Genomic DNA, 23,753 nt, shown 5'->3' on the forward strand with positions numbered 1-23,753 from the left:
TCATATAGCCTTCAATTTCATGAGTCTTCGCTGTTTCTGCGTTTTCTCATGTAGTTTTACTTTCCCTGTGGTTGGCGGGAGGCAGTCGCGACGCGGCTGTCAAAATTGCTGGCGTACGGACGAAAGTCCTTGCCTTGCGTGCCTCTCCACCCCCGGCACGCCCCTGCTTCCCCCTGCTTCCAATGAAGGCTGCAAGACGGACCGGTCCCGTTCGGGCTCCGGAACCACACGCATTTTGCCAAGAGCGGAGGCATCAGCGGATGACCGCGAAAATCGCCGTAAACGGCGTCACCCGGATTTTCGGGCGCCACCCCCGTCAGGCGCTCGACCTGCTGAAGGCGGGTCTTTCCAAGGAAGAGATCTTTAAAAGAACCGGACAGACCATTGGCGTCCTCGACGCCACATTCGAGGTCGAGGCCGGTGAAATCTTCGTCATCATGGGCCTGTCGGGCTCCGGCAAATCGACGCTGGTCCGCATGCTCAACCGGCTGATCGACCCGACCGCGGGCGAGATCCGGATCGACGGGCGGGACATCACCAAGCTGTCGCGCGCCGAGCTGACCGAACTGCGGCGGCGCGACCTGGGCATGGTGTTCCAGTCCTTCGCCCTGCTGCCGCACCTGCGGGTGTGGGAGAACGCCGCCTTCGGGCTGGAGATCGCCGGGGAAAGCCTGAAGGCGCGGCGCGACAAGGCGCAGCAGGCGCTGGACGCGGTCGGCCTCGGCGCCTACGCGGAAAGCTTCCCGCGGGAGCTGTCGGGCGGCATGCAGCAGCGCGTCGGCCTGGCCCGCGCGCTCGCCAACGAGCCGTCCGTCCTGCTGATGGACGAAGCCTTCTCGGCCCTCGACCCGCTGATCCGGACGGAGATGCAGGACGAGCTGCTGCGCCTTCAGGCCGAACGGCAGCGCACCATCGTCTTCATCAGCCACGATCTGGACGAGGCGATCCGCATCGGCGACCGGCTGGCGATCATGGAAGGCGGCCAGATCATCCAGGTCGGGCGCCCGGACGAAATTCTGAAACAGCCGGCCAACGATTACGTCCGCTCCTTCTTCCGCAACATCGACGTCACCAAGATCCTGACGGCGGGCGACATCGCCCGGCGCGATCAGGTGACGCTGATCCGCCACACCGGCGAGGGCCCGCGCGCCGCCGTCCGCCAGCTGCGCGAGCGCGACCGCGAGTTCGGCTATGTGCAGGACGGGCGCCGCCGCTTCCACGGCGTGGTGTCGGTGGAGACCCTGGTCTCCGCCATCGAGCGGCACAACGGCTCCGCCACGCTGGACGAGGCGCTGCTGCCGGGCATCGAGCCGCTTCCCGTCGACCTGCCCATGGACGAGGTGCTGCCGCGCATCGCGTCGGCCCCGTGCCCGCTGCCGGTGGTGGACGGGCAGGGCGCCTATGTCGGGGCGATCTCCAAGACCGCCTATCTGGAAACCCTTGGACGGACGCGCTGACCATGGAATTCAAGCTTCCCATCGGCGATTGGGCCGACGCCGCCGTGATGTTCCTGCTGGACCACGCGCAATGGCTGTTCGACGGCATCGACCTCGTGGTCGGCGCGGTCGCCGACGGCGTGCAGGCCGCCCTGACCTCGCTGCCCGGCGTGGGGCTGGCCGCCATCGTGGTGCTGATCGGGCTGTGGCGGAACGGCTGGCGCTTCGCGCTGTTCGCCGCGGCCGCCCTGTTCGTCGTCGCCGGGCTGGGCATGTGGCACCAGACGGTGGACACGCTGGCGCTGGTGCTGACGGCGACCGCCATCGCCCTGACCATCGGCGTTCCGCTGGGCATCGTCGCCGCGCGCAACGACCGGGTGGAAACGGTGGTGCGCCCGGCGCTCGACCTGATGCAGACCATGCCGGCCTTCGTCTATCTGATCCCGGCGGCCATGCTGTTCGGGCTGGGCCGCGTGCCGGGGATCATCGCGACGATCATCTTCGCCATGCCGCCGGTCGTCCGCCTGACCAGCCTGGGCATCCGGCAGGTCCCGCACGAGCTGGTCGAGGCCGGCCTCGCCTTCGGCTGCACGCCGCGCCAGCTCCTGTTCAAGGTGCAGATGCCGACCGCGCTGCCGTCGATCATGGCGGGCATCAACCAGACCATCATGCTGTCGCTGTCGATGGTCGTCATCGCCTCGATGATCGGGGCGGGCGGCGTCGGCAACGAGGTGCTGCGCGGCATCCAGCGGCTGGACATCGGCCTCGGCGTCGAGGGCGGGCTGGCCGTGGTGATCCTGGCGATCCTGCTCGACCGCATCACCCAGAGTTTCGGAACCCCGGACGCGGGGGGACGCTCCCCCCGGTCCGCCTTGCGCTCCCTGCTGAGCCGCCGCCGCGCGGCGCAGCCGAAGGACGACGCACACCTGTCTCCCACGCACGGAGTCACGGAAGCGGGATGAACCGCCATCCCCAAGACCATACAAAACAAAGGATTTTTTGCATGAGACGCACGTTTCTGAAGATGATGGCCCTCGGCGTCGCCGCCGTGATCGGCAGCACCGCCCTGTCCTCCGCCGGTTTCGCCGCGGAGGATAAGAAGCCGGTCCGCATCGGCTGGACCGCCTGGTCCGACGCCGAGGCGGTGACCAAGCTCGCGCAGCGCCTCATCCAGGAACGGCTGGATCAGCCGGTCGAGCTGGTGCTGGCCGACATCGGCCTGCAGTATCAGGGGCTGGCCAAGGGCGACCTCGACTTCATGATGATGTCCTGGCTGCCGACCACCCACGCCTCCTACCTGGACAAGGTGGGCAAGGACATCGTGCCGCTGGGCATGCTCTACACCCGCGCCCGCCTGGGCTGGGCCGTGCCGGACTATGTGCCGGAGGATCAGGTGAAGACCATCGCCGACCTCGCCAAGCCGGAAATCCGGGAAAAGCTGAAGGGCAAGATCCAGGGCATCGACCCCGGTTCGGGCCTGATGCAGGCGTCGGAGAAGGCGCTGAAGGACTACGGTCTGAACGACTACGAGCTGGTGTCGGCCAGCGGCGCCGCGATGACCGCCGCCCTCGGCCGCGCCGTGAAGCGTGACGAGTGGGTCGCCGTCACCGCCTGGAGCCCGCATTGGATGTTCGCGAAGTGGAAGCTGCGCTACCTGGAGGACCCGAAGGGCTCGCTGGGCGGGCTGGAGCGGGTCCACGTCATGGCCCGCAAGAGCTTCTACCAGGATCACCCCAAGGTCGCCGAGTTCCTGACTCGCATGTATCTGCCGCTGGAGGATCTGGAGGCGATCATGCTGGAGGCCGACGGCACCTCCTATGAGAAGGCGATCGACACCTACATCGCCAACAACAAGCAGCGCGTGGACTATTGGGTGACCGGCGAGATGCCCGCCTCCTGACGAGGCCGGGACAGGCCCGAGGCACTGCCCTTACCCTCACAAGGGTCCGGACAATGCCTCGACGCTGTCCTTCAGCACGCCTTCCAGGCTTCCGGCCAGGGCCAGGGCCTCGTCTGGTGGCGCCCTTTCCAGCGCCAGCGCGAGGTCGCCCAGCCGCTTCGCCCCCATGTTCCAGGACAGCCCCTTGAGCGTGTGGGCGGCGCGGCGGTGCTCGTCACCGGCGGCCAGGGCGGTGCTGATCTGCGCCACCTGCTCCCGCGCGGTGCGGGAAAAGCCCTCCAAGGCCTCGGACCAGAACTCCGGACCGAGCGCGTCGGCCACGCTGTCCACCTGTTCACGGTCCAGCAACTCCGCCACCGGAGCGCTTTCCCGAACCGCCTCGTCAACCGGCTCGTCAACCGCCTTGTCAGCCGAACTGTCGATGACCGCGCGGATCGCCGCGTCGAGCGCCGCCGGACGCAAGGGCTTCGGCACGAACCCGTTCATGCCCGACGCCATGCATTCCGGAAGCGAACTGCCCGAGGCGTGGGCGGTCAGCGCGATCACCGGCACCCCGTTGCGCGGCGCCGGCAAGGCGCGGATCAGGCGGGTGGCGGTCAGCCCGTCCATGCCCGGCATCTGAACATCCATCAGGACAACGTCGAAGGGCTCCTCCGACCGCTCCACGGTCCGCACCGCCTCGTCCCCGTCCGCGGCGGTGACCACGCTGTGCCCGCCGCGCACCAGCAGGCCGCGCACGATGTCCCGGTTCACCGCGTTGTCGTCCACCGCCAGAACCCGCAAAGGGGGCAGGGGGGCGGATGGCGGTGGCTCCGCGGCGTGGCGCAGCGTCGCCGGATCGCCCGGCGCACAGGCGACCGAGAATTGGAACAGGCTTCCCATGCCCGGCGCGCTGGAGACGGAAATCGTCCCGCCGAGCAGCCCGCACAGTTCCTTGCAGATCGCCAGCCCCAGACCGGTGCCGCCGTAGCGGCGGGTGATGGAGCTGTCGGCCTGGGTGAAGCGGTCGAACAGCGACGGGATGGATTCGGCGGCGATGCCGATGCCGCTGTCCTCCACCTCGAATTCCAGAAGGAAGCGCCCGTCCGGCAGGTCGGTGCCGCGGCGGGCGCGCACGGCCACATGGCCGCTACCGGTGAACTTCACCGCGTTGCCGACCAGATTGAACAGGATCTGCCGCAGGCGGGCCGGATCGGTGACCACCGCCTCCGGCACGCCGGGCAGCATGTGGCAGGACAGGGTCAGCCCCTTGTCCGTCGCCGACGGATTGAACACCGCCATCACCGCCTCCGCGAGGTCGGCGGGCGCGCAGGTCTCCTCCTCGATGGCGATCCGCCCGGCCTCCAGCTTTGAGAAGTCCAGGATGTCGTCGAGCAGCCGCAGCAGGCTTTCCGCCGAACGGCGGGCGACGCCGGCCAGACGCCGCTCCTCCGGTTTCAGCCCGTCGTCGTCCAGCAGGGTCAGCGTGCCCAGGACGCCGTTCATCGGCGTGCGGATCTCGTGGCTGATGGTCGCCAGAAACTCGCTCTTCATCCGGTTGGCGTGTTCGGCGCTGTCGCGGGCGCGGCGCAGGTCGGCCTCGATCTGCTTGGCCTTGGACAGGTCGTGGAAGACGCCGATGAAATGCTCCCGCCCACCGGCCCGCCAGCTCGACAGGGCGATCTCGGTGGGCACCAGCGTGCCGTCGGCGCGCCGGACCGGGACCTCGCGGATCATGCCGCTCGGGCTGTCCCGGCCACTGGACTGGTAATCCCGGAACAGGCGGTCATGGTTGCCGGCCTGCCCGTCCGGCATCAGGGCGGTGACGCTCCGCCCGATCATCTCCGCCTCGTGGAAACCGAAGAGGGCCTCCGCCGCCGGGTTGAAGCCGGTGATCACGGCGTTCTGGTCGGTGACGACGATGGGCTGCCCGACCGCGGCGAACATGGCGCGGTAGCGCCGCTCGCTGTCGCTCAGCGACCGTTCCGCCCGCCGGCGTTCCGTCACGTCGGAGCCGGAGCCGCGGTAACCGGCGAAGGCGCCCTGGTCGTCGAAGACGGGCTTGCCGCTGAGCGACCAGATGCGGGTGTCGCCGTCCGGTCCGCGGACCGCGAATTCGAAATCGCGGAAGGGCTGCCGGTCCTCCACGGTGCGGCGGTGTTCCTCCCAATGGACACCGTCGCCGGCTTCGCGCTGGGCGATGTCCTCGCAGCGCCGACCGTGGTACAGCTCCGGATCGCGGATTGAGCCGGCGTAGGCGCCGGACACGCCGGCAAAGCACAGATCGGCGTCCATCTCCCAGAACCAGTCGGACGCCGTCTCCGCGATGTCGCGCAGCTTCGTCTTGCTGGCGCGCAGATGCCGCGCCGCCTCGTCCAGTGTGGCATGGGATCGCTCCTGGGCGCGGCTCTGCCACGTCACCAGGGCGGCCAGGACGAGCAGTAGCGCGGTGGTCAGGCCGGCCCCGACGGAGTAGGCGCGCTGCCGCGCCCAGGTTTCGGCCATGAACTCCGCCTCGCCGAAGCCCGCGCTGACGATCAGCGGGTAGTGCGGAAGGCTGCGGAAGCTGGTCAGGCGGGCCACCCCGTCGACGGGACTGACCGAACGGAGGAAGCCTTGCGTTTTTTCCTGCGCCTGCCGGAGGATCGGCGACATGCCGAGAGCCAATCCGATGATGCGGTCGTCCATGACGCTGCGTGCGCGCAGAACGCCGTCGCGGCCGATGATCGAGATGACGCCGTCATGGCCGACATCCAGATTGTCGAAGGTACGCCCGAAATAGAAGGGGTCGAGCGAGGCGACGATCATCCCGCCGAACCCGCCGTCCGGGGCGTCGACCTTGCGGCTGAGCTGGATCGACCATTTGCCCGACGCCCGCCCGAAGACGGGCCGGCTGATGAATAGCCCCTGGACCGTTCCTTCCTTGTGCACGCGGAAATGCTCGCGGTCGGCAAGATTCACCTTGGCCGGGGCGTTGTCCACGCTGGTCTGGATCAGGTCGCCCTTGCCGTCCGCATAGGCGAGTTGGAGCAGCAGGTCGGAATCCAGCGTCGCGTTCCGCATCACGTCGCGCAGCAGCGGGCTCTGGCTGCCCAGCCGGTACAGATCGTAGCCGATGAAGGACAGGATGCGGTCGGTCCCGGCGATGGCCCGCGTGGTCTGTTCCGCGATGATGTGCGCCAGATTCCCGGTGTCGCGCTCGGCCCGCTGCAGCGCGTCACGCTGGTCGCGCTCCGTCAGGTAAAGGGCCGCGGTCCAGGCCGCCGCGGTCAGCAGGAGCGTGGCCATCCACACCCCGGAAACCAGCGCCCTGGATCGGAACGCGTAGGCCCGGTGGCCGTGCTCGGGCAAGGAAAGGGAAGTGGGCGTGTCCGGCATCGCGTCCTTCCGTCTAGCGGAACGCGGCGCCGTCCGCCCCGGTGAAATCCGGGTCGGGATGGGCGTCGTGAATGGCGAGGATCGACGTCCAGGCGCGCAGGAAGGCGTCGACGCAGACCGGGTCGAAATGGCTGCCGCTGCGCTCGACGATGTAGGCCTTCGCGGTGTCGAGCGGCCAGGGCCGCTTGTAGGGGCGGGCGGTGGTCAGCGCGTCGAAGACGTCGGCGATGGAGACGATGCGGCAGGCCAGCGGAATCTCCTCCCCCCGCAGGCCCTTGGGATAACCGGTGCCGTCGTACTTCTCGTGATGGCCCAGCGCGATTTCCGCGGCCTCGCAAATGAGCGGGTGCTCGCTTCCCTGCAGCACGGCGTGGCCGATCGCCGGATGCTCGCGCATCACCCGCATTTCAACGTCGGTCAGGCGGCCGGGCTTCAACAGGATGGCGTCGGGAATGCCGATCTTGCCGATGTCGTGCATCGGCGCGGCCTCGGCCAGCCGGGCGCAATCGTCGGGATCCAGCCCGAGGCTTCCGGCGATGACGCGCGAGTAGTTCGCCATCCGCTCGATGTGCAGGCCGGTCTCCGGGTCGCGGTACTCGGCGGCCCGGGCGAGGCGGGCCACCAGCTCCTGCGCCTGCCGGCGGAGCTGGAAGGTCGCCTCCTCCACCCGGCTGCGCAGCACGGTGGCCTGATCGCGCATCATCCGCTGGCCCAGCCGCAGGCGCAGCAGGTTCTGCGCCCGGGCGAGCAGCTCCGGCACGACGATGGGCTTGGTCAGGAAATCGGTACAGCCGCTTTCGAGGGCGGCCACCCGCAGCTTCACCGACGTGTCGGCGGTGATCATCACCACTGGAACGTCGGCGAGATGCCTCTGGGCGCGGATGCGCTCCAGCACGACCATGCCGTCGAGATCCGGCATGACATGGTCGATCAGGATCAGGTCGGGCGTGTTGACGGCCAGCCAGTCCAGAGCCTCCAGCGGGCTGCCCATGCCGATGGGCTCCGCGTCGTCGATCCGCCGGATGACTGCGCTGGTGATGAACAGCGTGGACGGATCGTCATCGACGATTACAACCTGCATTTTTACGCCCGCCCCAGACCACCACTTCGTGTATCATTCGGAAATGATACACGGCAAAATCTTAAAGATTCTTGCTAAAATTGGCGATATGCGGGCGAGAAGGTCGCGGCTGGACTGTCCGGCCGCGTGCAGGGAGCCTACCGCGTCGGACGCGCCTCAGCGGGCGGCGGTCAGACCGCCGTTGGCCGCAGCGCCCGGACGGTTGAAGGCCGCGGCCAAACGGCGGAACAGGCTGCGCAGATAGGCGGCCCGCAGGGCTTCCGCCTGGCGGCGGATGTTGCGCAGTTCCGTGGACGACAAGGGGTTCGCAAAGCTGTCGGCGTTCATGGCTGTCCTCATGGCGGCCTCGAAGGCCGCGGTTCGATGGGAATGTCTCTGGCGGTGCCGCTCGGGCGCCGGGGTCGGCGGCTGGCCGTGGAAGGGGCCTGCGCGATGCCGGCGGAGGGGCGGTGCTGCCTGCCTGGATATAATGGCACCGCCGTCGCGAAAGCCAACGCGCCGATAACGCATGGCTTCCATTACTATGATGCAGCGCACAACATGGAAGAAAACGGCGCATCATCTTTCAGCAACACAAGTCTTCGCAGCGCTGTTAAAAGAGTTCATCGCAGCGCTATGACGATGGGGACTTCCGCAGCGCTGCGAAGCGTGGATCTTCTGCCTTTCCAGCGTGCCGGGAAGACACCAGGCCGGAGGCGTCCCTCGGAGGGCGGCTTGACCACACTCCGCCACCACGGCAGAGTTAAAGCCCGACCGTGGAAGGGGATTCCGCATGCTCCGCCCAGCGCTGCTCACCCTTGGCCTTCTTGCACTGCCGATCGCCGCCACTGCGGCGAGCTTTCCGTGCTCCAAGGCCACCACCCCGACGGAAAAGGCGATCTGCGCCGATCCGGCGCTCTCCGCGTTGGACGAAAAGCTGGCCGCAACCTACCGCGCGGCCCTGGAGCGCCTGTCGGGCGCCAGCCCGGAGGAGGGCGCCGCCGGAGCCGCGGTGAAAGCCGACCAGCGGGCATGGCTGCGCGACCGCGACTCCTGCCGTGCCGACGCGGCTTGCCTGCGCCGCGCCTATGATGGACGTTTGGCCGTCCTGTCCTTCCGCAGCGATCCGGCCACCCCGTCGCCCGCTGGACGCTATGTGGGCCGCTTCGACCATGAGGGCTTCATCAGCGTTGCCGCCATCGCCCTGCGCAACGGGACGGTCGCCGTCAGCGTCAGCGGCGCCGAGCCCACGGCCGGACGCTGGGTGTGCGACTTTTCCGGCATCGGGCGGCTGGACGACCAAGAACGGCTGATCGTCGGCACCCCCGACGCGGAGGGCGGCGGCCTGATTCTGGTCGCCGCCAAGGACGGCGGGGTCGTCATCCCCGACCTGGAGCCCAACCGGGCCGCCAGCGGCTACTGGTGCGGCCACAACGGCAGCTTCATCTGGACCTACCGGCGCGCTCCCTGATCCGCGCCGCCTTGCGAAGCGCGTGCCTCGGCACCATTCCGAAGATGCATTGCGCACAATTCAATAACGCATAATCAAATGCATTGTGCGCAATTCGATTTTGCGCGATGGTTCTCCTCGACAACAAGCGGCAACCCGCTTCCCCGATCGAAACGATCCATCTGTTCAAAGGAGTTCACGCAATGAAGATCCTCTACACGACCAAGGCGACGGCCACCGGCGGGCGTGACGGCAAGGCGGAGACCGACGACGGCCTGCTGTCGGTGGCGCTGGCCGCTCCGAAGGAACTGGGCGGCAAGGGCGGCGCCACCAACCCCGAGCAGCTGTTCGCCGCCGGCTATTCCGCCTGCTTCCTCGGCGCCATGAAGTTCGTGGGCAACCGCGACAAGATCACCGTTCCGGCGGACGTGACGGTGAGCGCCCAGGTCGGCATCGGCCCGCGCGACGACGGCGAGGGATTCGGCATCGCGGTGGACCTCACCGTGTCGCTGCCCGGCCTGGACAAGGCGGCGGCCGAGGATCTGGTGGCCCGCGCCCACAAGGTCTGCCCCTACAGCCACGCGACCAAGGGCAACATCGCGGTGAACACCGCCATCGCGTAACGGGCGTATAACAGGGTTTCATGCTTGCGGGCGTGTTGCGTGCCATATCCCCATGCGCTATGGGGTCGCGCGCAACAGGCCCGCGACGTGTCCCTGGCTGGGAACCCCCGAACGATGAGCACCGAGAACGACAACCCGCTGCTTCTGGCCAATCAGGCCTGCTTCGCCCTCTATTCGGCGAATCTGGCGATGACGCGGGTGTACCGCCCGCTGCTGGAAGCGCTGGAGCTGACCTACCCGCAGTATCTGGTCATGCTCCTCCTCTGGGAACAGGACGGCCAGACCATGAAGGCGCTGGGGGAGCGGCTGCTGCTCGACAGCGGCACGCTGACCCCGCTGCTGAAGCGGCTGGAAGGGCAGGGGCTGGTCACCCGCGGGCGCGACCCGGCGGACGAGCGGCTGGTGCGCATCCACCTGACACCCCAAGGGACCGCTCTGCGGGAGCGTGCGACGGCGCTGCCGGAGCGCATCGCGGCGGCGGCCAACTGCCCGCTCCCCGACCTAGCCGGCCTGCGCGACGCGCTCCTGAGCTTGCGCGACTCGCTGAACGACGCCGCCGACCGGGACTGAGGCCGGCGGCGGGGGATCGGTCAGCCGGCCTCGGCCATCGGCAGACGCGGCGTTTCCTCGGTCAGCCGCTTGGCGCGGCGGGCGCGGGTCTCCACGGTCGCCGCAGGGGTGACCGGCACGAAGTCCGTGGGCCGGCGGTCGTCGCCGGTGATCGCCCGCATGGCCGCCACGTTGGCGCTCTCCACCGCCTGCGCTTTGCGCACCTGGGCCAGGAACTTGGCGCTGGGCAGCATTACGTAGGTGATCCCCTCGATGCGGGCGCCCACCTTGTCGTAGAGCTTCTCCGCGCTGGTCAGGATTCCTTCCTCGACCAGCGCGTCCACCGCGGCGGTCACCGCGCGCAGCGTGTCGCGGCGGCGGCTCCACACATTCATGCCGCTGTTCTTGATGATCTCGTCCGCCGACAGGGTCATCGCCTTGGCGCCCAGATCACCCGGCACCTCCGCCCCCGAATAGTCGTACTCGGCGCTGAGACGGTTGTAGAGCCAGCGGGAAACCGGGCTTTTCAGCCGCATCAGCCATTGGTAGCTGACCGGTTTGAACTCCAGGTTCCGGATGGCCGAGGAAACCAGCGGGTTGAACTGCAGGTGGGTTTCCTCGTCGCCCCCCTCGTCGCCGATCAGGTCGGGACGGGAGCGGATGGCCAGCACCGGGAAGGCCGTGGACTCCAGCAGGTTGGCCCCGCGGCCCTTCTTCACCCCCTCCGCCGGCTTGCCGATGATGATGCGCGAGCGCGCCAGGATGGTCAGCGCTTCGCGAATGTCGCGGATCGACAGGGTGTGGCCGACCGCCTTCAGCTCGCGCTGGATCTCGTAGAGGGTGAAGCGCATCTGGACCTTGTCGCGGTTCTCGCCGCCCAGCGACAGGCGCGAGCGGTCCATGGCGAGGCGGCGCACCACATGCTCCACCACCTGCTCGCGCTCGGCGGGAAAGACCTCGTATTCGATCTCGGTCTGGCCGTCGGCTTGGGCGGGCCCGTCGTCGCGGTTGGTCATGTCGCGGCTGACTTGGTCGCGGTTGACCATCTTGGTCAGACGGGCGGGCTGGATGGTCAGATGGAAGGTGCTGCCGTGATAGGTGAACTCGCGCTTGATCGACGCGACGAAATTGCCCTTCGCCGGCGCGGTCTCCGCGGACCGTCCGCCGTCGCGCGAGGCGAAGACGTAGCGCGGCGCCAGATCGTACAGCGCGATCAGGTGCGACTGGGAGCGGTCCTCCAGCTCGAACAGAACCAGTTGCAGCGCGCCGGGTGTCGCGATCTTGCTCATCCAATCCCTCCTTGCCCGGCTATGACCATGCGGCGGCGGGCGGGCGCTGACAACCGCTTCGTGACGGGCGACCTCCTTCGGTATGGAGCCTTTGCCCGCGTCTATGGAGCGATAACCCGCAGGTATGGAGCAACAGCCCGCGCTTTTCCGGCACGGCGCTGAGATCCTTCGACTCTGCGGGCGACTCCACCATCCGATGCGAATCGCTTCGCATCGGCGGGGGCGAGGGTGCGGGCTATCACTCCATGACCGCGAGTCTGCCCGCGAGTCGGAACTCCAAGGGTCGGACCGGCAAAGCGCGAGCAAAAGCTCCATACGGTGCTCGCCGCCGGATGACCAGCCAGGACGGGTGAACACGGCAGAGCGCGAGCTATCGCTCCATGTCCGCGGGTAATCACTCCATGGTGAAGAGTGTGGAGGGGGATGTGCCTCCGCCGAAACGCGGGCTGTTGCTCCATACTCCAGCGTCAGCCGCGGCCTATGGCTCCAATAGCTGGGCCTCCAGAGGCGCGGGCTATCGCTCCAAGGGCGCGGGCTTCCACTCCAGGATTCCGATTCGGTGATGAAGCGCGGGCAATCGCTCCATGACGGCGGGCAATGGCTCCAGGAGCGCGGGCCAGGGCTTCAATGGCGCGGGTTACCGCTCCATGCCCGGCTATAGAGTGATTGCCCGCGGTTTGAAGAACCGTGCGCCGCTGGGAATCCTGATCCGCAAAGCCACCGGCCCGCCTTCCGTGCGGAGCCGGTCCCGACAGCCTTGCGGAGACCGCAGCATGACACCCCGCGACGACACACCGATGGACGCCCCACCAGATGACGGCCCGCCCGCCGACACCGGGCGATGGGGCCGGATTCCGGCTTGGTGGCTCGGCCACCCCGCCATCGACGCCGACGGTTTGGCCGTTTTGGCGGCGCTGGCGACCTACGCCAACGCCCGCGGCGAGTGCTGGCCGTCCCAGGCGACTCTCGCCACCGCGCTGAAGCGCAGCCGCAGCACGGTGAACCGCATCCTCGGCCATCTCGCCGAATCCGGGGTGATCGGGAGGGAGTCCCGCCGCTCCGCCTCGGGCGGACGCTTGTCCTGCCTGTACCGGCTGCGGCTGGTCCCCGGCGAAGGAGCGATACCCGCAGCCGATGCGGAGACTGGACGGACCGGAAAGCCCCCTGTGCAGACGCCGGTCAAGGATGTCGCTCCCGCCGACTCCCCTTGTGCGCCGGTGCGACAGAAACAGCCGGAATCTGAACAGACTCTGGACTCACACGCTTCGCGCGGGCTCGCGCAGGCCGTGCCGGACGGTTGGATGCCCGACGCCGAGGAGCGCGCCTGGGCGGAAAGCCGCTTCGCCGAGGTCGATCTGAACCGACACGCCGAAGGATTCCGGCTGCGCTGCCAAGCCCACGGCTACCGCTATCGCGATGCTGGGGCCGCCTGGAAAGCTTGGCTGGCGCAGGACGCCGCCGCCGGCAAGGCGCCGCTGCTCCGATCGCCAAGCCGCTCGGCCACCGCAAGGGCGGCAACCGCCACGCCGGTTCCCGAACAGAAGCTCGGCGCCTGGATGGCCGCCGCGGCGAAGCTCAACGCCACTCATGGCGCTGTTCATGGCGCCACCCCGCAAGCCCACCCGAACGTCTGGAGGTGAGGAAACACCATGACCGCACAACCGCGATCCGTCCCGCCCGGGGGGGTGAACCCTTCGGTCGTGACCCATTTGCCGTCCCGTCCGCCGCTTCCCTTCGATCCCGCCGCCCCTGCCCATGAGCGCGGTCTGGCGCTGGCGTCGGCGCTGCCGGTGCCGCTCCGGACCATCCTCGCCTCCGGACGGGTGGAGCGCCGGCCGCGCTTCGGCGACCGCGGTTTCGACGGGGTGACGGAGGACTGGAGCCCGCCCGACGGAGTGACCGGCCAACAGGCCCTGATGGCGCGGCGCGCGCTCGACGAGCTGACCGGCTCCATCCTGGCTCCGGCGACGCCGGACCATCTGCTGGCCCGCATCCTGGCCCTGCTCAGCCACTATCCGGCCAAGGGAACCGCGCCGGAGGTGGAGCATCTGGTCGCGCTCGACTGGGCGGAGGATCTCGGCGAGTTCCCGGCCTGGGCGGTCGACGCGGCGGCGCGGACCTGGCGTCGGACGCAGAAATGGCGCCCGTCCATCGCGGAGATGCGGGCGCTGTGCGAGGAGGCCTGCGCGCCGGAATGGGCGCTGGCGCGACGCCTGTCGGTGATCGCGGCGGCGGGAAGCGCGCCCGGAGACGGGGCGGGCGAGGGGACGGGCCACGGCCGCGCCGGACGGCTGCGCGCGCTGGCCGGGGGAGCGGTCCGGCGGATGGGATGAGCCGACCGCCCGGCTGCACCGCCTACGGCGTCCGCTCCTCGCGGATCGCCCGTTCGAAGGCGGCCAGCATCTCCACCCCCTCGGCACCGAACCGCCGCTCGATGGCCTCCCGCACTGCGGGTTGGGAGACCTTGCGAAACGCCTCCGCCTCGCGCGGGGTCAGCGTGTGGACCTCCATGCGCTGCGCCAGCGGCGGCAGGCCGCGATCCGAGGATTCGATCAGGCGGCTGAGGCCGCGGCTGGCGACGACGCCCAATCGGGCGCCGTTCATCACGGCCGCGCGGTCGCTGGGGGCGAGGTCGTCCAGGAACTTGGCGTTCATCACCCAGACATAGGGGAGGAACAGGTGGTTGCTCAGCGTCAGATGGCGCTGCACCTCGTCGAAGCGGGCGAAGCGGACGATCGGCACCGGATTCATCTGGCCGTCCACCGCGCCGGTGCCCAGCGCGTTGTAGAGGTCCGACCAGGCGACGTTGACCGGCGTGCCGCCCAGGCTGCCGATCATGGTGCGGTGCGTCTCCAGATCCATGGTGCGGATCTTCAGCCCCTTCATGTCCTCCGGCAGACGGATCGGACGCTTGGAGTTGGTGATGGTGAACAGCCCGCCCGGATCGCCGAAGCCCAGCACGGCGAGGCCCGCCTTGCGCCGGATCTCCTCGGCCAGCCGGTGGCCGAAGGGGCCGTCGAAGACGTCGTAGGCGTTGGCGACCGAGGAATAGGCGAAGGGCAGGTCGATGACCGCCAGCATCGGGTAGAGCGGCGCCACCCCGCCGACCGAGGAGATGGCCGACTGGATGGTCCCCTGGCGGACCAGCTTCACCGCGTCGCCGTCGCGGCCCATCTGGCCTTCGGGAAAGATCTCCACGCGCACGCGCTTCTCGGTCGCCACTTCCACATGGTTCTTGAAGACGATCGCCATCGCCCCGGCGGTGTTGTCGAAGGCGTCGTTGCGGTTGGGGTGGGCCAGCTTGATGACCGTCTCGGCGGACACTCCGGCGGCGGCGAGCGCCAGCGCCAGTACCGTGCAGGCGGCCAACAGCCGCGCCGTCCATCTGCGTTTCATCGCGTCCTCTTCTGGCTACTTGGTCTTGAAATGCTCGGCGGGGTCCCAGCCGTCGCCGGGCGGGTCGGCGATCAGCCGCTCGCAGCGCGCGACGTAGAGCCGGGCCAGCGCCGCCACCTCCGGCTCGTCGGCCAGGGGCCGCAGCAGGTCGAGCGCGGCCGACCAGCGCCGGCCGCGGTAGAGCGAGACGGCGACGTGCCACTGGCGGCACAGGTCGTGGGTCTCCGGCGAACGGGCGAAGGCCGAATGCGGGTCGAGCGCGCCGACCAGCTCGAACAGCTCGATCGGCGCCGACAGGCCCGAGGGCACGGCCAGATCGACGGGCCGGAACAGGAAGCGCCCGCGCACCGCGTGCTCGACCGCCCCGGTGACCAGGATGCTGGTGCCGTAGACCTTGTTCAGCCCCTCGATCCGCGAGGCGAGGTTCACATGGGAGCCGAGCGCGGTGTACTGCATGCGGTCGGAGGAGCCGACGTTGCCCACCACCACCTCGCCCAGATGCAGGCCGAAGCGGGTCGGCATCGGCGGCATGCCGGCGGCGAGGCAGGCGTCGTTGATGGCGCGGTTGACCGACAGGCAGCCGAGTGCCGCGAGGCAGGCGTGCTCCGCATGGTCCGGGTCGGGTCGCGGCGCGTTCCAGAAGGCCATGATGGCGTCGCCGATGAACTTGTCCACGGTGCCGCCATGGCCGTGGATGCAGGCGGTCATCCGCTCGAAATAGGTGGTCAGCCGGTCCAGCACCTGCTGCGGCGGCATGGCTTCGCTGGTCGCGGTGAAGCCGGCGATGTCGCTGAACAGGATGCTGAGGGGGCGCGTCTCGCCGCCCAGCTCGCCGCCGTCGCCGGTCACGATGATGTCGCGCACCAGCGCCTTGGGGACATAGGCGCCGAAGCGGCGCAGGCCGCCCTTCATGGCCTCCACGGCGCCGGCCAGCTCCGCCAGCTCCTGCACGCGGGTGCGGACGGCGAAGCGGCCGTTGAGGTCGAAATGGCGGATGCGCTTGGTCTCCGACACGATGTCCTGCATCGGGCGGGTCAGCCGGTGCGACAGCCAGAGCAGCAGCAGGACCGACACCGCCAGCAGCCCGGCGCCGATCACGACGATGCGGTAGGTGGCGCGGCGCAGCGAGCCGACGAACTCGTCCACCTCCACCGCCACGCCGACGGTCCAGCCGCCGCCGATCCCGTCGGTCAGGGTCGCGAACTCGACGATGTAGTCGCGGCCCATCGGCCCCAACGGTGCGATGAAGCGGTCGCCGGCGCCGTCGCGGCGGCGCTCCACCGCTTCGGCCACCACCGGGTCGGGGAAGGATGCGGTGGTGTGGAGCGCCGCCGCAGCACCGTCGCCGCCGACCAGCAGGTCGGCCCGGTTGTGGCAGATCACCCGCCCGTCGCCGTCGATCACGAACACCGCCCCGGACGGTCCGATGCGCAGGGCGTCCAGCCGGGCCGCCAGCCGGTCCAGCGAGACGTCGGCCCCGATGGTGCCGATGGGCACCCCGTCGTCGGTGGCCATCCGGTAGGAGACGGTGACCACCGGGCGCCGGGTCGCCGGCAGGACGAAGGCGTCGGACATCACCGCCGACCCGGCCTTCTGCGCCGCCACGTACCACGGGGCGACGCGCGGATCCTCCGTCGCCTCCACCCGCTCCACGCCGGTGACCTGCCCCCAGGAGCGCAGATAGAAGTAGGAGTCGGTGAACCGGCCCGAACTGGAATCCTGCATGCGCAGGGCGAGCGCGCTGCCCGGCGGCGGTGCGGCGGGGCCGAAACGCCCGCCGTCGGGGGCCAGCCGGGCCATCTGGAAGAAGGCGCCGTCCCCGGCGAATCCGACATAGAGCGAGGCGAGCTGCGGCAGGCTGGCCAAGGCGTCGGAGAAGTAGCGCAGCGATTCGATGCGGCGCAGCCCGTTCCGGTCGATCCGCCCGAACCCGGCCATCGCCTCGGCGACGCGGGCCACCGGGCTGACCAGCCCGTTCAGGTCGTTGGTGACCGTCTGGGTGGTGCGCGCGATGGACTGCGACGCCACCTCCAGCGCGCTGCGGGAGTTCTCGTGGTAGAGGTAGCTGAGCATCACCGCGATCAGCGGCACCGTCGTCAGCAGGAAGGCCAGCGCGATTCCCGCGCGCAGGCGTATCCGGTACGGCGTTTGGAACATCGGGCGGTCTCCGGTGGGCCAAAGGGGCGGGGCAACGGTGACAAGAGGGCCTCAGCCGCCGGCCGGGGCGGACAGGTCGCGCACGAAGAGGAGGCGGTCGTGCCCGTCGTGCTTGGGCTTGCGCGCGAAGACGCGCATGCCGACCGACAGCATTCCGCACACGCTGGCCGTGTTCTCGGGCCGCACGGTGGCGAACCAGTAGCGGTGCCGCTCCGGCGGCAGGACCTCCTGGGCGGCGGTTTCGATCAGGCGCCGGTGCAGGCCCTGCCCGCGCCGGTCGGGATGAACCAGGATTCCGGTGAAGTGCAGCGCGCGGTCGAGGTCACCCTCCGGAAGGCCGTAGTCGCGGCCGAGATTGTGGGCGGCCCGGCCGGGAAACTGGACGGCCAGGAAGGCGGCGAGCGCGCGGTCGGTCAGCGCGCCGAGCACCGCCCCATGGCCCCTTTGCGGCCCGGCCAGCATCTCCGACAGCTCGGCCTTGCCGAGCGGGTGCATCAGCGGGCCGCAGGCCTCCCGCTGCAACTCCAGGACGGCGTCCAGCGCGTCCGGCGCCAGCAGGGCGAAGCGCAGCCCGGTCATTGCCGGCCCCTCGTCCGCTGGCGCGCCGTGCGGTGCGGGACGGTCCGCCGCCAGGTCAGCAGGGCGAAGAGCAGCAAGCTGCCGGCCAGCAGCGCGCCGATCATTCCCACCCCCTCCGGTCCGGCGCCCAGCGGGACGGCGGCGGCCAGCGTGCCGAACAGCAGCGGCCCGGCGGCCTGTCCCAGCTTGCGGGTGTTGACGTGCAGGGCCAGAACGGAATCGCGCCGCCGCGCCTCGCGCGCCGCCAGAAGCTCGGCGTGGCGGATTTGGGCGGACAGGCCGAAGCTCTCGGCGAGGCCGATCAGGAACACCGTGGCGATGGCCGTCCACAGCGACGCCTGGAGGCCGAACAGGGCCAGCGCCCCGGCGATCATCGCCGCGGACAGCAGAGTCACCCCCGGAATCGGCAGGTGCCGCGCCGCCATGCGGGTCAGCAGCGGCCCGGCCAGCACGACGCACAGGCCGTGCAGCAGGTAGGCGCGGCCCACCGTCGCCGACGACAGGCCGAGATCCGCGATGAACAGCGGCAGATAGAAGGGCAGGAACATCGCCGCCACCGCGGTGGGCAGGGAGACCAGCGCCAGGAACAGCGGCACCCTGATGCGCCGGTGCTGTGGGTGAACCGTCCCGCACGGCGTGGGAACCGCCGCGGGCGCGCAATGCGCGCCCGGCGGGACGGTTCCGGGCAGGCGGGGAACGCCGAACGCGGTGTAGAGCAGCCCGGCGACCGGGATCACCGCCCCCCCGGCGAACACCGTCACCGGCCCGTAGGTGGTGGAGAGCAGGGCGCCCGATACGGCCCCGCAATTCACCCCGGCGTACATACCGGCGAACAGCCCGGATTGCAGAGCGGAGCTGTCGGACACCCCCCGCAGCCGCCCGATCAGGGCGTTCGCGGCGACCAGACCGGCCATGCCGCCCGCCCCGCTCAGCCCGCGGGCCAGGACGAACAGCAGCGGGTCGGCGGCCAGCGCCGCCAGCGCGGCCAGCGCCATTCCCACCGCGGCCATCACGAAGCCGGCCAGCGAAACCGCCCGCCAGCCGAATCGCCCGGTCAGCCGTCCGGCGGCCAGCGCCGCGGCGACCCCGCAGAGCATTTCCGCGGTCAGGGGCGCCGCGGCCATCTGGGATGGCGACAGCAGGGGAAAGGGGTCCCCGCCGAAGCTGGTCATCAGCAGCGGGACGAAGGACACCGGCAGGAAGGCGCCGAAATACATCAGGAAGGCCGAGAAGCGGATGGAGCCGGCGAAGTCGCCGGTCTCACCCACCACAGAGCGCCCTTCTTCCGAACGATGGACCATCCGCGTCCGCCCACCGAGCACGCGGTCCATCTCGAACATGAACAGCAGCGAGGTGACGAGGATGGTCGCCATGTCCAGCCCGAACTCGGTCAGTTGCGCGGCCACCCGGTCGCCGTCGACCACGGCCACCAGCTCGCGCGCCTCGCCGCCGCGGTCCTGGGCGAGCGGCCATCGCAGCGTCACGTCCGGCATGTCCGACAGGAAGGGAGCGCCGCTCACCATGTGGCGGTCGTCGTGCGCCGGCGGGTTTGCGTCGGGCATGGCCAGTTCGATGGATTGCAGGGTGGGCATGCTGGCGCGGATGCGTTCGAAATAGCCGTCGACCCCGGCCAGCGACCCGTAGTCGAGCCCGCGGCGGACCACCGATTCGACGTCGTTGCGGATCATCCGCGCGACGATCTGGGTCGCCTGTTCGGCGGCCTCCAGATGGGCGGTGGAGATCAGCGTGTAGCATTCCGCCGCCGCCGCGGTCTGGGCGGCCAGCATCGCGCCGAGCGCCAGCAGCCGGCGCAGGCGTTCCAGCCGGACCCGGCGCCCTTCCGACGCGCGGCGCAGCCCGAAGGCCATGGCAAGGCCGGTCAGGCCGAGGAAGCCGACCGTCCCCAGCCCCGTCCACAGGAGCTGCGGCAGGGTACGGTCGCGGAATTCCTCGACGCGGTCGTCCACTCTCGCGCTGTCGGATTGCACGATGAGAAAGCCGGCGGGGGCGTCGGGCTTCCGGCCGTCCCGCTCGGCCTCGCCGGGATTGCGGATCGGCAGATAGAGGGTGTAGGTCCCGTTGTCGGCATCGTGCCGGAACCAATGGGGACGCCGCGCCAGCTCAGCACGGGCGCGGCGCAGGGCGGCCTCCGCCATCGGCTCCACGGGCCGCCCCCTGGCGATGGCGACGACGCGCCCGTCCGCCACCGCCACCCCGATTCCCCGCGCCCAGGGCAGATTGGCGGCGAGTTGGTCGAGGATCGCCTCCAGCCCATAGAAGTCGTCCAATGGCTTGCCGTAGCCCAGCGCGTCCTGGACGTTCTCGACGGTCTTGCCGCCGACCACCGCGAAGGCGGCCATCAGCGTGCCCGCGTGGTTCTGACGGAAGGAACCGAGATTGATGCTCAGGCTGAAGGCCAGCGTCACCCCCACCAGCAGAACGGACACAAGGAAGGCGCGGAGGGGGCCGGAGCGGCCGGACGGGGCGCCGGGTGAGGCCATGGCTAGAGCACTCCGTGCAGTGAATCCGCCGCCAGAAGCGCCGGGAAGGGGATGCGGTAGCCGATGGCCGCCGCGGTCGCCGCGTTCCAGGCGATGGACGGGGTGTCGAAATAGACCTGCGGCAGGTGGCGCAGCGGCTCGCCGGCCATGACGCGGGCGAGGGTGGCGGCGCCGAAATGGCCGATGCCCGCCATGTCGGCGCGGGCGATGCTCATCAGCGCGCCGCGCTCCACCTCCTCGGGGCCGAGCTGCGAGAAGGTCGGGATGCGCCGTTTCAGAAAGGGCCGGGCCAGCGAGGTGAAACGGTCCAGCGGCCAGCGCCCGTAGGTGATGTAGACGGCTTCCGCCTCGCGCGACAGCGCGTCCCAGGCGGCGGTCAGATCGATCTCGTAGCGGTACTGGTCGAGATGGTCGATGGGTGCGCGGACGTGCCGCTCCACCAGCTCGAATCCGATCCGTCCGGCGGCGGCCTCGATGTCGGGCAGCGAGGCGATGGCGCGGCCGGTGGGGCTGTCGTCGTAGGCGATGCCCAGCCGCCGGAACTGGAAAGTCTTGTGAAAGATGGACAGCTGGCGCTGGAACCGTCGCGGGTCGAGATGCGCCCACACATGGTCGCGCCCCGTGTCGGCCTCCGACTCGACGATTCCGGCGGCGATCGGGTTGGTGCAGGAGAAGGCAAGGACCGGCGCACAATGCGCGTCGGTCGCCAGGGCGACGCCGGCGACCGTCCCCATGACGATCATCAGGTCGATGTCGCGCGTCTGGTGCAGACGCGTCACCAGCGCGGCGGCGCCGTCGGGCGTCAGGTTGGTGGCGTGGGCGTCGGCGACGAAGTCCAGGACCGGGCTGCCGGCGCGCGCGGCCAGCCAGGACCACAGGGCGGCGGTGTCGGTCTGGCCCGGACGGTAGGGCATGCCGGTCAGCGCGCCGGTCCAGCCCATCCTTTCCAGCTCGCCCAGGATGGCGGCGAGCGTCGCGGCGTAATTGCCGTAGGGCATGGATTCGGCGTAGCCGACGCGCCAGCGCCGCGGCACGTCCCGGACCGACGGGAGCGGGCGGGGGGCGGCTGGGACCGCCGGCGACGGGCAGAGGGCGCCAAGTCCGGCGGCCGCCGCACCGGCCATCCAGCCGCGGCGGGTCATCGCCGCGGCTGGATGGCCGGCGGTGGATCGGCCGGCGGTGGATGGGACATGTGGGCTCATTCCGTCTGGTCCTCCCTCCCGGCGCTCGACCGGTAGCGGCGGACGACCCGCGGCCCCAGAAGGGGGACCGCGCTGGGGCGCAGCCCGGACCGCGCCGCGATGTCCTCCGCGGTGATCCGGTGATCGCCCTGCCGCCCGATCAGCACCGCCTCGTCCCCCGCCTGGACACCGGGAATATCCGTCAGGTCGGCCAGCAGGCTGCTCATGAAGGGGCGGCCCAGGACCGGCGCCGGGCGGCCCCGGATCAGCAGGAGGCCGCCGACCAGCCGGTGCAGGTGGTGGCCGTCGGCGAAGCCGAAGGGCAGCACCGCCACCGGCGTGCGCCGGGGGGCGGCGCTGGCGGCGGCGTAATCGGCGACGTCGCCCGGTTCCAGCGCCGTGACGCGGGTGACGCGGGCCTTGACGCTCATCACCGGGGCCAGGGGGAGGGGCGGGTTTCCGTCGGCCATGCGGATGCCGAACAGGGCGGCGCCGCACCGCACCGCCGTGCAGCCGATGCGCGCCGCGGCCCCGGTCAGCAGGGGTCGACCGAGAGCCACGCTGCTGAGCGCGTGGACCAGCGGCGGCAGCAGCCCGGCGGCCCGCGCCGTCTCGACCGCCTCGCCGAACCGCTCCAACTCCGCCAGGCCGCCGTCCTCGTAAGGCCCATAGGCGCCGGACAGGTGGGTGTAGAGCCCTTCCAGCCGCAGCGTCGGCGCGGCGGAAACCGCGGCCAGCAGGTCGGTCAGGTCCGCCCGCGGCGCCCCGAATCCGGCGAATCCGGTGTTCACCCGGACATGCACGTCAACCGTCCGGCCGGCGCGGTTGGCGGCGGTGGCGAGCGCCCGCGCCTCCGCCGTGCTGGTGACGGTGGCGCCCAGCCGGTGCAGGGCGGGCAACCGGAGCTGGCTTTGCAACGGCGGGTCGATCACCAGGATGGGGGCCGTAACTCCGGCCCGCCGCAGCGTGATGCCCTCGCCCATGTCGGCGACCACCAGCCCGTCGATCCCGAACCGCTGGAGCGCCCGTCCGACCGGCCCGGCGCCGTGGCCGTAGGCGTCCGCCTTCACCACCCCGAAGACGGCCTGACCGGGTGGAAGGCCGCGGCGCAGCCGTTCCAGGTTTCGGCCGAGGGCGTGCAGATCGATGTCCGCCCAGGCGGTGGTGCTGCCCCGCCGGCCCGTCCGCGTTCCCGTCATGCAAGGAACTTCGCTCTGATGTCGGTCGAGGATTCCCTGCCGATCTTGTCGAAGTGCTGATCGAGAAACTCGTCGGCCTTATGGCGGCCCGTTTCGAACATGTACATCAGGAAGTCCCAGTCGGCGTTCAGCTTGCTGGTGACGCCCAGCTTCTCCACGACCTCTTCGGCGTCGACGGTGTGGATGTGCATCTTCTTGTGCTTCTCGGGGCTGAGTTCCCCGGAGTCGATCAGCTTGGAGACGAAGTCGACGACGCGCAGCTCGCGCATCATGCTGGAGTTGAAGCTGAGCGTGTTGACGCGGTCCATGATCTCGCGGGCGGTGCGCGGCGGCACCGGCACGCGGACCGGGTTGATCTGGATGATCAGGATGTCGCGGCTGTCGCACTGCTCGATCAGCGGGAACAGCGGCGGATTGCCGGAATAGCCGCCGTCCCAGTAAAAGGCGTTGCCGACCTGGACCGCCTGGAACAGGAAGGGCAGGCAAGCCGAGGCGAGCACCGCGTCCACCGAGATGTCCTTGGGACCGAACACCTTCAGCCGGCCGGCGCAGACGTCGGTCGCCGCGATGAAGGTCTTGCAGGCCGGCGCCTTGCGCAGCCGCTTGAAGTCCACCACGTCCGACAGCACGTCGCGCAGCGGATTCTGGTTCATCGGGTTCAGCTCGTACGGCGACATCATGCGCGACAGCGCGTCGAACATCTGCCAGAGCGGGGAGAAGTCCATGTTCCCCTTGCTGAACATCTTGTCGAGCGGGGTCGGCTGGAGCGGCCCCTTCTTGGCTTCGTCGGAGATGCGGCGCCAAAATTCGCGCAGCTTGCTCCGCGCGCCCTCGGGACCGCCGATGGTCAGGCCATAGGCGGTGACGGCGCAGTTCATGGCGCCGGCGCTGGTGCCGACGATGCCGTCGATGGTCAGGCGCCCGTCCTCCAGGATGCGGTCGATCACGCCCCAGGTGAAGGAGCCGTGGGCGCCGCCCCCCTGGAGCGCCAAGTTGATCGGTTTGGCGCTCTTCCGGTTGGCGGGTTGGACGGCGGGGGCGGGCATGGTCTGGTCGGGCATGAATGGCTCCGGTCG

The 23,753-nt window shown here is 69.9% G+C and carries 19 protein-coding genes; 8 read left to right on the forward strand and 11 right to left on the reverse strand.

The window, feature by feature from the left end; genetic code table 11:
• Positions 1 to 260 precede the first annotated feature (260 nt).
• The 3 genes from proV to DS837_RS06450 are packed head-to-tail and all read left to right on the forward strand — an operon-like array spanning position 261 to position 3,336.
• Entirely contained in the window at positions 261 to 1,457 is a 1,197-nt protein-coding gene (gene proV / locus DS837_RS06440; RefSeq protein WP_149163962.1) for a glycine betaine/L-proline ABC transporter ATP-binding protein ProV, read from the forward strand.
• 2 nt (positions 1,458 to 1,459) lie between these two features.
• A complete protein-coding gene (locus DS837_RS06445; RefSeq protein ID WP_149163963.1) occupies positions 1,460 to 2,398 on the forward strand; it encodes an ABC transporter permease in 939 nt (312 codons plus the stop codon).
• A 41-nt stretch (positions 2,399 to 2,439) separates the two neighbouring features.
• Complete coding sequence (locus tag DS837_RS06450) at positions 2,440 to 3,336, forward strand: glycine betaine ABC transporter substrate-binding protein (RefSeq protein ID WP_247889798.1); 897 nt, start codon at positions 2,440 to 2,442, stop codon at positions 3,334 to 3,336.
• A gap of 36 nt (positions 3,337 to 3,372) precedes the next feature.
• On the opposite strand, the gene DS837_RS06455 is transcribed toward DS837_RS06450, so the two are convergent.
• From DS837_RS06455 to DS837_RS06465, 3 genes are all read right to left on the reverse strand, one after another.
• Positions 3,373 to 6,603 carry a PAS domain S-box protein gene (locus tag DS837_RS06455; RefSeq protein WP_247889799.1) on the reverse strand — a complete coding sequence of 1,077 codons (3,231 nt, stop codon included), beginning with the start codon at positions 6,601 to 6,603 and terminating at the stop codon, positions 3,373 to 3,375.
• A gap of 103 nt (positions 6,604 to 6,706) precedes the next feature.
• Positions 6,707 to 7,774 (reverse strand): HD domain-containing phosphohydrolase, encoded by a 1,068-nt coding sequence (locus tag DS837_RS06460; protein ID WP_149163965.1) that lies wholly within the window; start codon positions 7,772 to 7,774, stop codon positions 6,707 to 6,709.
• Positions 7,775 to 7,930: 156 nt separating this feature from the next.
• Positions 7,931 to 8,113, reverse strand: coding sequence for a hypothetical protein (locus DS837_RS06465; RefSeq protein WP_149163966.1), 183 nt, complete (start codon positions 8,111 to 8,113; stop codon positions 7,931 to 7,933).
• A 433-nt stretch (positions 8,114 to 8,546) separates the two neighbouring features.
• Here DS837_RS06465 and DS837_RS06470 point away from each other — a divergent pair, with 433 nt between their 5' ends.
• The 3 genes from DS837_RS06470 to DS837_RS06480 all read left to right on the forward strand — a co-directional run bounded on the left by DS837_RS06470 (position 8,547) and on the right by DS837_RS06480 (position 10,396).
• Positions 8,547 to 9,224 carry a lysozyme inhibitor LprI family protein gene (locus DS837_RS06470; RefSeq protein ID WP_149163967.1) on the forward strand — a complete coding sequence of 226 codons (678 nt, stop codon included), beginning with the start codon at positions 8,547 to 8,549 and terminating at the stop codon, positions 9,222 to 9,224.
• 182 nt (positions 9,225 to 9,406) lie between these two features.
• A complete protein-coding gene (locus tag DS837_RS06475; protein WP_149163968.1) occupies positions 9,407 to 9,826 on the forward strand; it encodes an organic hydroperoxide resistance protein in 420 nt (139 codons plus the stop codon).
• 114 nt (positions 9,827 to 9,940) lie between these two features.
• Positions 9,941 to 10,396, forward strand: a complete 456-nt coding sequence (locus DS837_RS06480; protein ID WP_149163969.1) for a MarR family winged helix-turn-helix transcriptional regulator — start codon at positions 9,941 to 9,943, stop codon at positions 10,394 to 10,396.
• Between the two features lie 20 nt (positions 10,397 to 10,416).
• On the opposite strand, the gene DS837_RS06485 is transcribed toward DS837_RS06480, so the two are convergent.
• Complete coding sequence (locus tag DS837_RS06485; RefSeq protein ID WP_149163970.1) at positions 10,417 to 11,664, reverse strand: plasmid replication protein; 1,248 nt, start codon at positions 11,662 to 11,664, stop codon at positions 10,417 to 10,419.
• A gap of 773 nt (positions 11,665 to 12,437) precedes the next feature.
• On the opposite strand from DS837_RS06485, the gene DS837_RS06490 reads away from it, so the two are divergent.
• The gene (locus DS837_RS06490) at positions 12,438 to 13,304 is read left to right on the forward strand and encodes a helix-turn-helix domain-containing protein (protein WP_247889800.1); all 867 of its coding nucleotides are present in this window, start codon (positions 12,438 to 12,440) and stop codon (positions 13,302 to 13,304) included.
• Positions 13,305 to 13,364: 60 nt separating this feature from the next.
• Positions 13,365 to 13,997, forward strand: coding sequence for a hypothetical protein (locus tag DS837_RS06495; protein ID WP_345772111.1), 633 nt, complete (start codon positions 13,365 to 13,367; stop codon positions 13,995 to 13,997).
• 22 nt (positions 13,998 to 14,019) lie between these two features.
• On the opposite strand, the gene DS837_RS06500 is transcribed toward DS837_RS06495, so the two are convergent.
• Genes DS837_RS06500 through DS837_RS06530 form a run of 7 tightly spaced genes read right to left on the reverse strand, consistent with a single transcriptional unit; the run spans position 14,020 to position 23,738 of the window.
• Positions 14,020 to 15,060, reverse strand: a complete 1,041-nt coding sequence (locus DS837_RS06500) for a TRAP transporter substrate-binding protein (protein WP_149163973.1) — start codon at positions 15,058 to 15,060, stop codon at positions 14,020 to 14,022.
• Between the two features lie 15 nt (positions 15,061 to 15,075).
• The gene (locus DS837_RS06505) at positions 15,076 to 17,217 is read right to left on the reverse strand and encodes an adenylate/guanylate cyclase domain-containing protein (protein WP_149163974.1); all 2,142 of its coding nucleotides are present in this window, start codon (positions 17,215 to 17,217) and stop codon (positions 15,076 to 15,078) included.
• Between the two features lie 51 nt (positions 17,218 to 17,268).
• The gene (locus tag DS837_RS06510; protein WP_149163975.1) at positions 17,269 to 17,796 is read right to left on the reverse strand and encodes a GNAT family N-acetyltransferase; all 528 of its coding nucleotides are present in this window, start codon (positions 17,794 to 17,796) and stop codon (positions 17,269 to 17,271) included.
• Positions 17,793 to 20,297, reverse strand: a complete 2,505-nt coding sequence (locus tag DS837_RS06515) for an MFS transporter (protein ID WP_149163976.1) — start codon at positions 20,295 to 20,297, stop codon at positions 17,793 to 17,795. Before DS837_RS06515 ends, DS837_RS06510 begins: the two co-directional genes overlap by 4 nt.
• A gap of 2 nt (positions 20,298 to 20,299) precedes the next feature.
• On the reverse strand, positions 20,300 to 21,499 hold the full coding sequence (locus DS837_RS06520) for an ABC transporter substrate binding protein (RefSeq protein WP_149163977.1): 1,200 nt from the start codon (positions 21,497 to 21,499) through the stop codon (positions 20,300 to 20,302).
• Positions 21,496 to 22,677 (reverse strand): alanine racemase, encoded by a 1,182-nt coding sequence (gene alr, locus DS837_RS06525; protein ID WP_149163978.1) that lies wholly within the window; start codon positions 22,675 to 22,677, stop codon positions 21,496 to 21,498. Before alr ends, DS837_RS06520 begins: the two co-directional genes overlap by 4 nt.
• Entirely contained in the window at positions 22,674 to 23,738 is a 1,065-nt protein-coding gene (locus DS837_RS06530) for a patatin-like phospholipase family protein (protein WP_149163979.1), read from the reverse strand. The genes alr and DS837_RS06530 overlap by 4 nt, the downstream gene beginning before the upstream one ends.
• Positions 23,739 to 23,753: the final 15 nt, after the last annotated feature.

The organism is Azospirillum brasilense, assembly GCF_008365405.1.
In the GTDB taxonomy this organism is placed as follows: domain Bacteria; phylum Pseudomonadota; class Alphaproteobacteria; order Azospirillales; family Azospirillaceae; genus Azospirillum; species Azospirillum brasilense_D.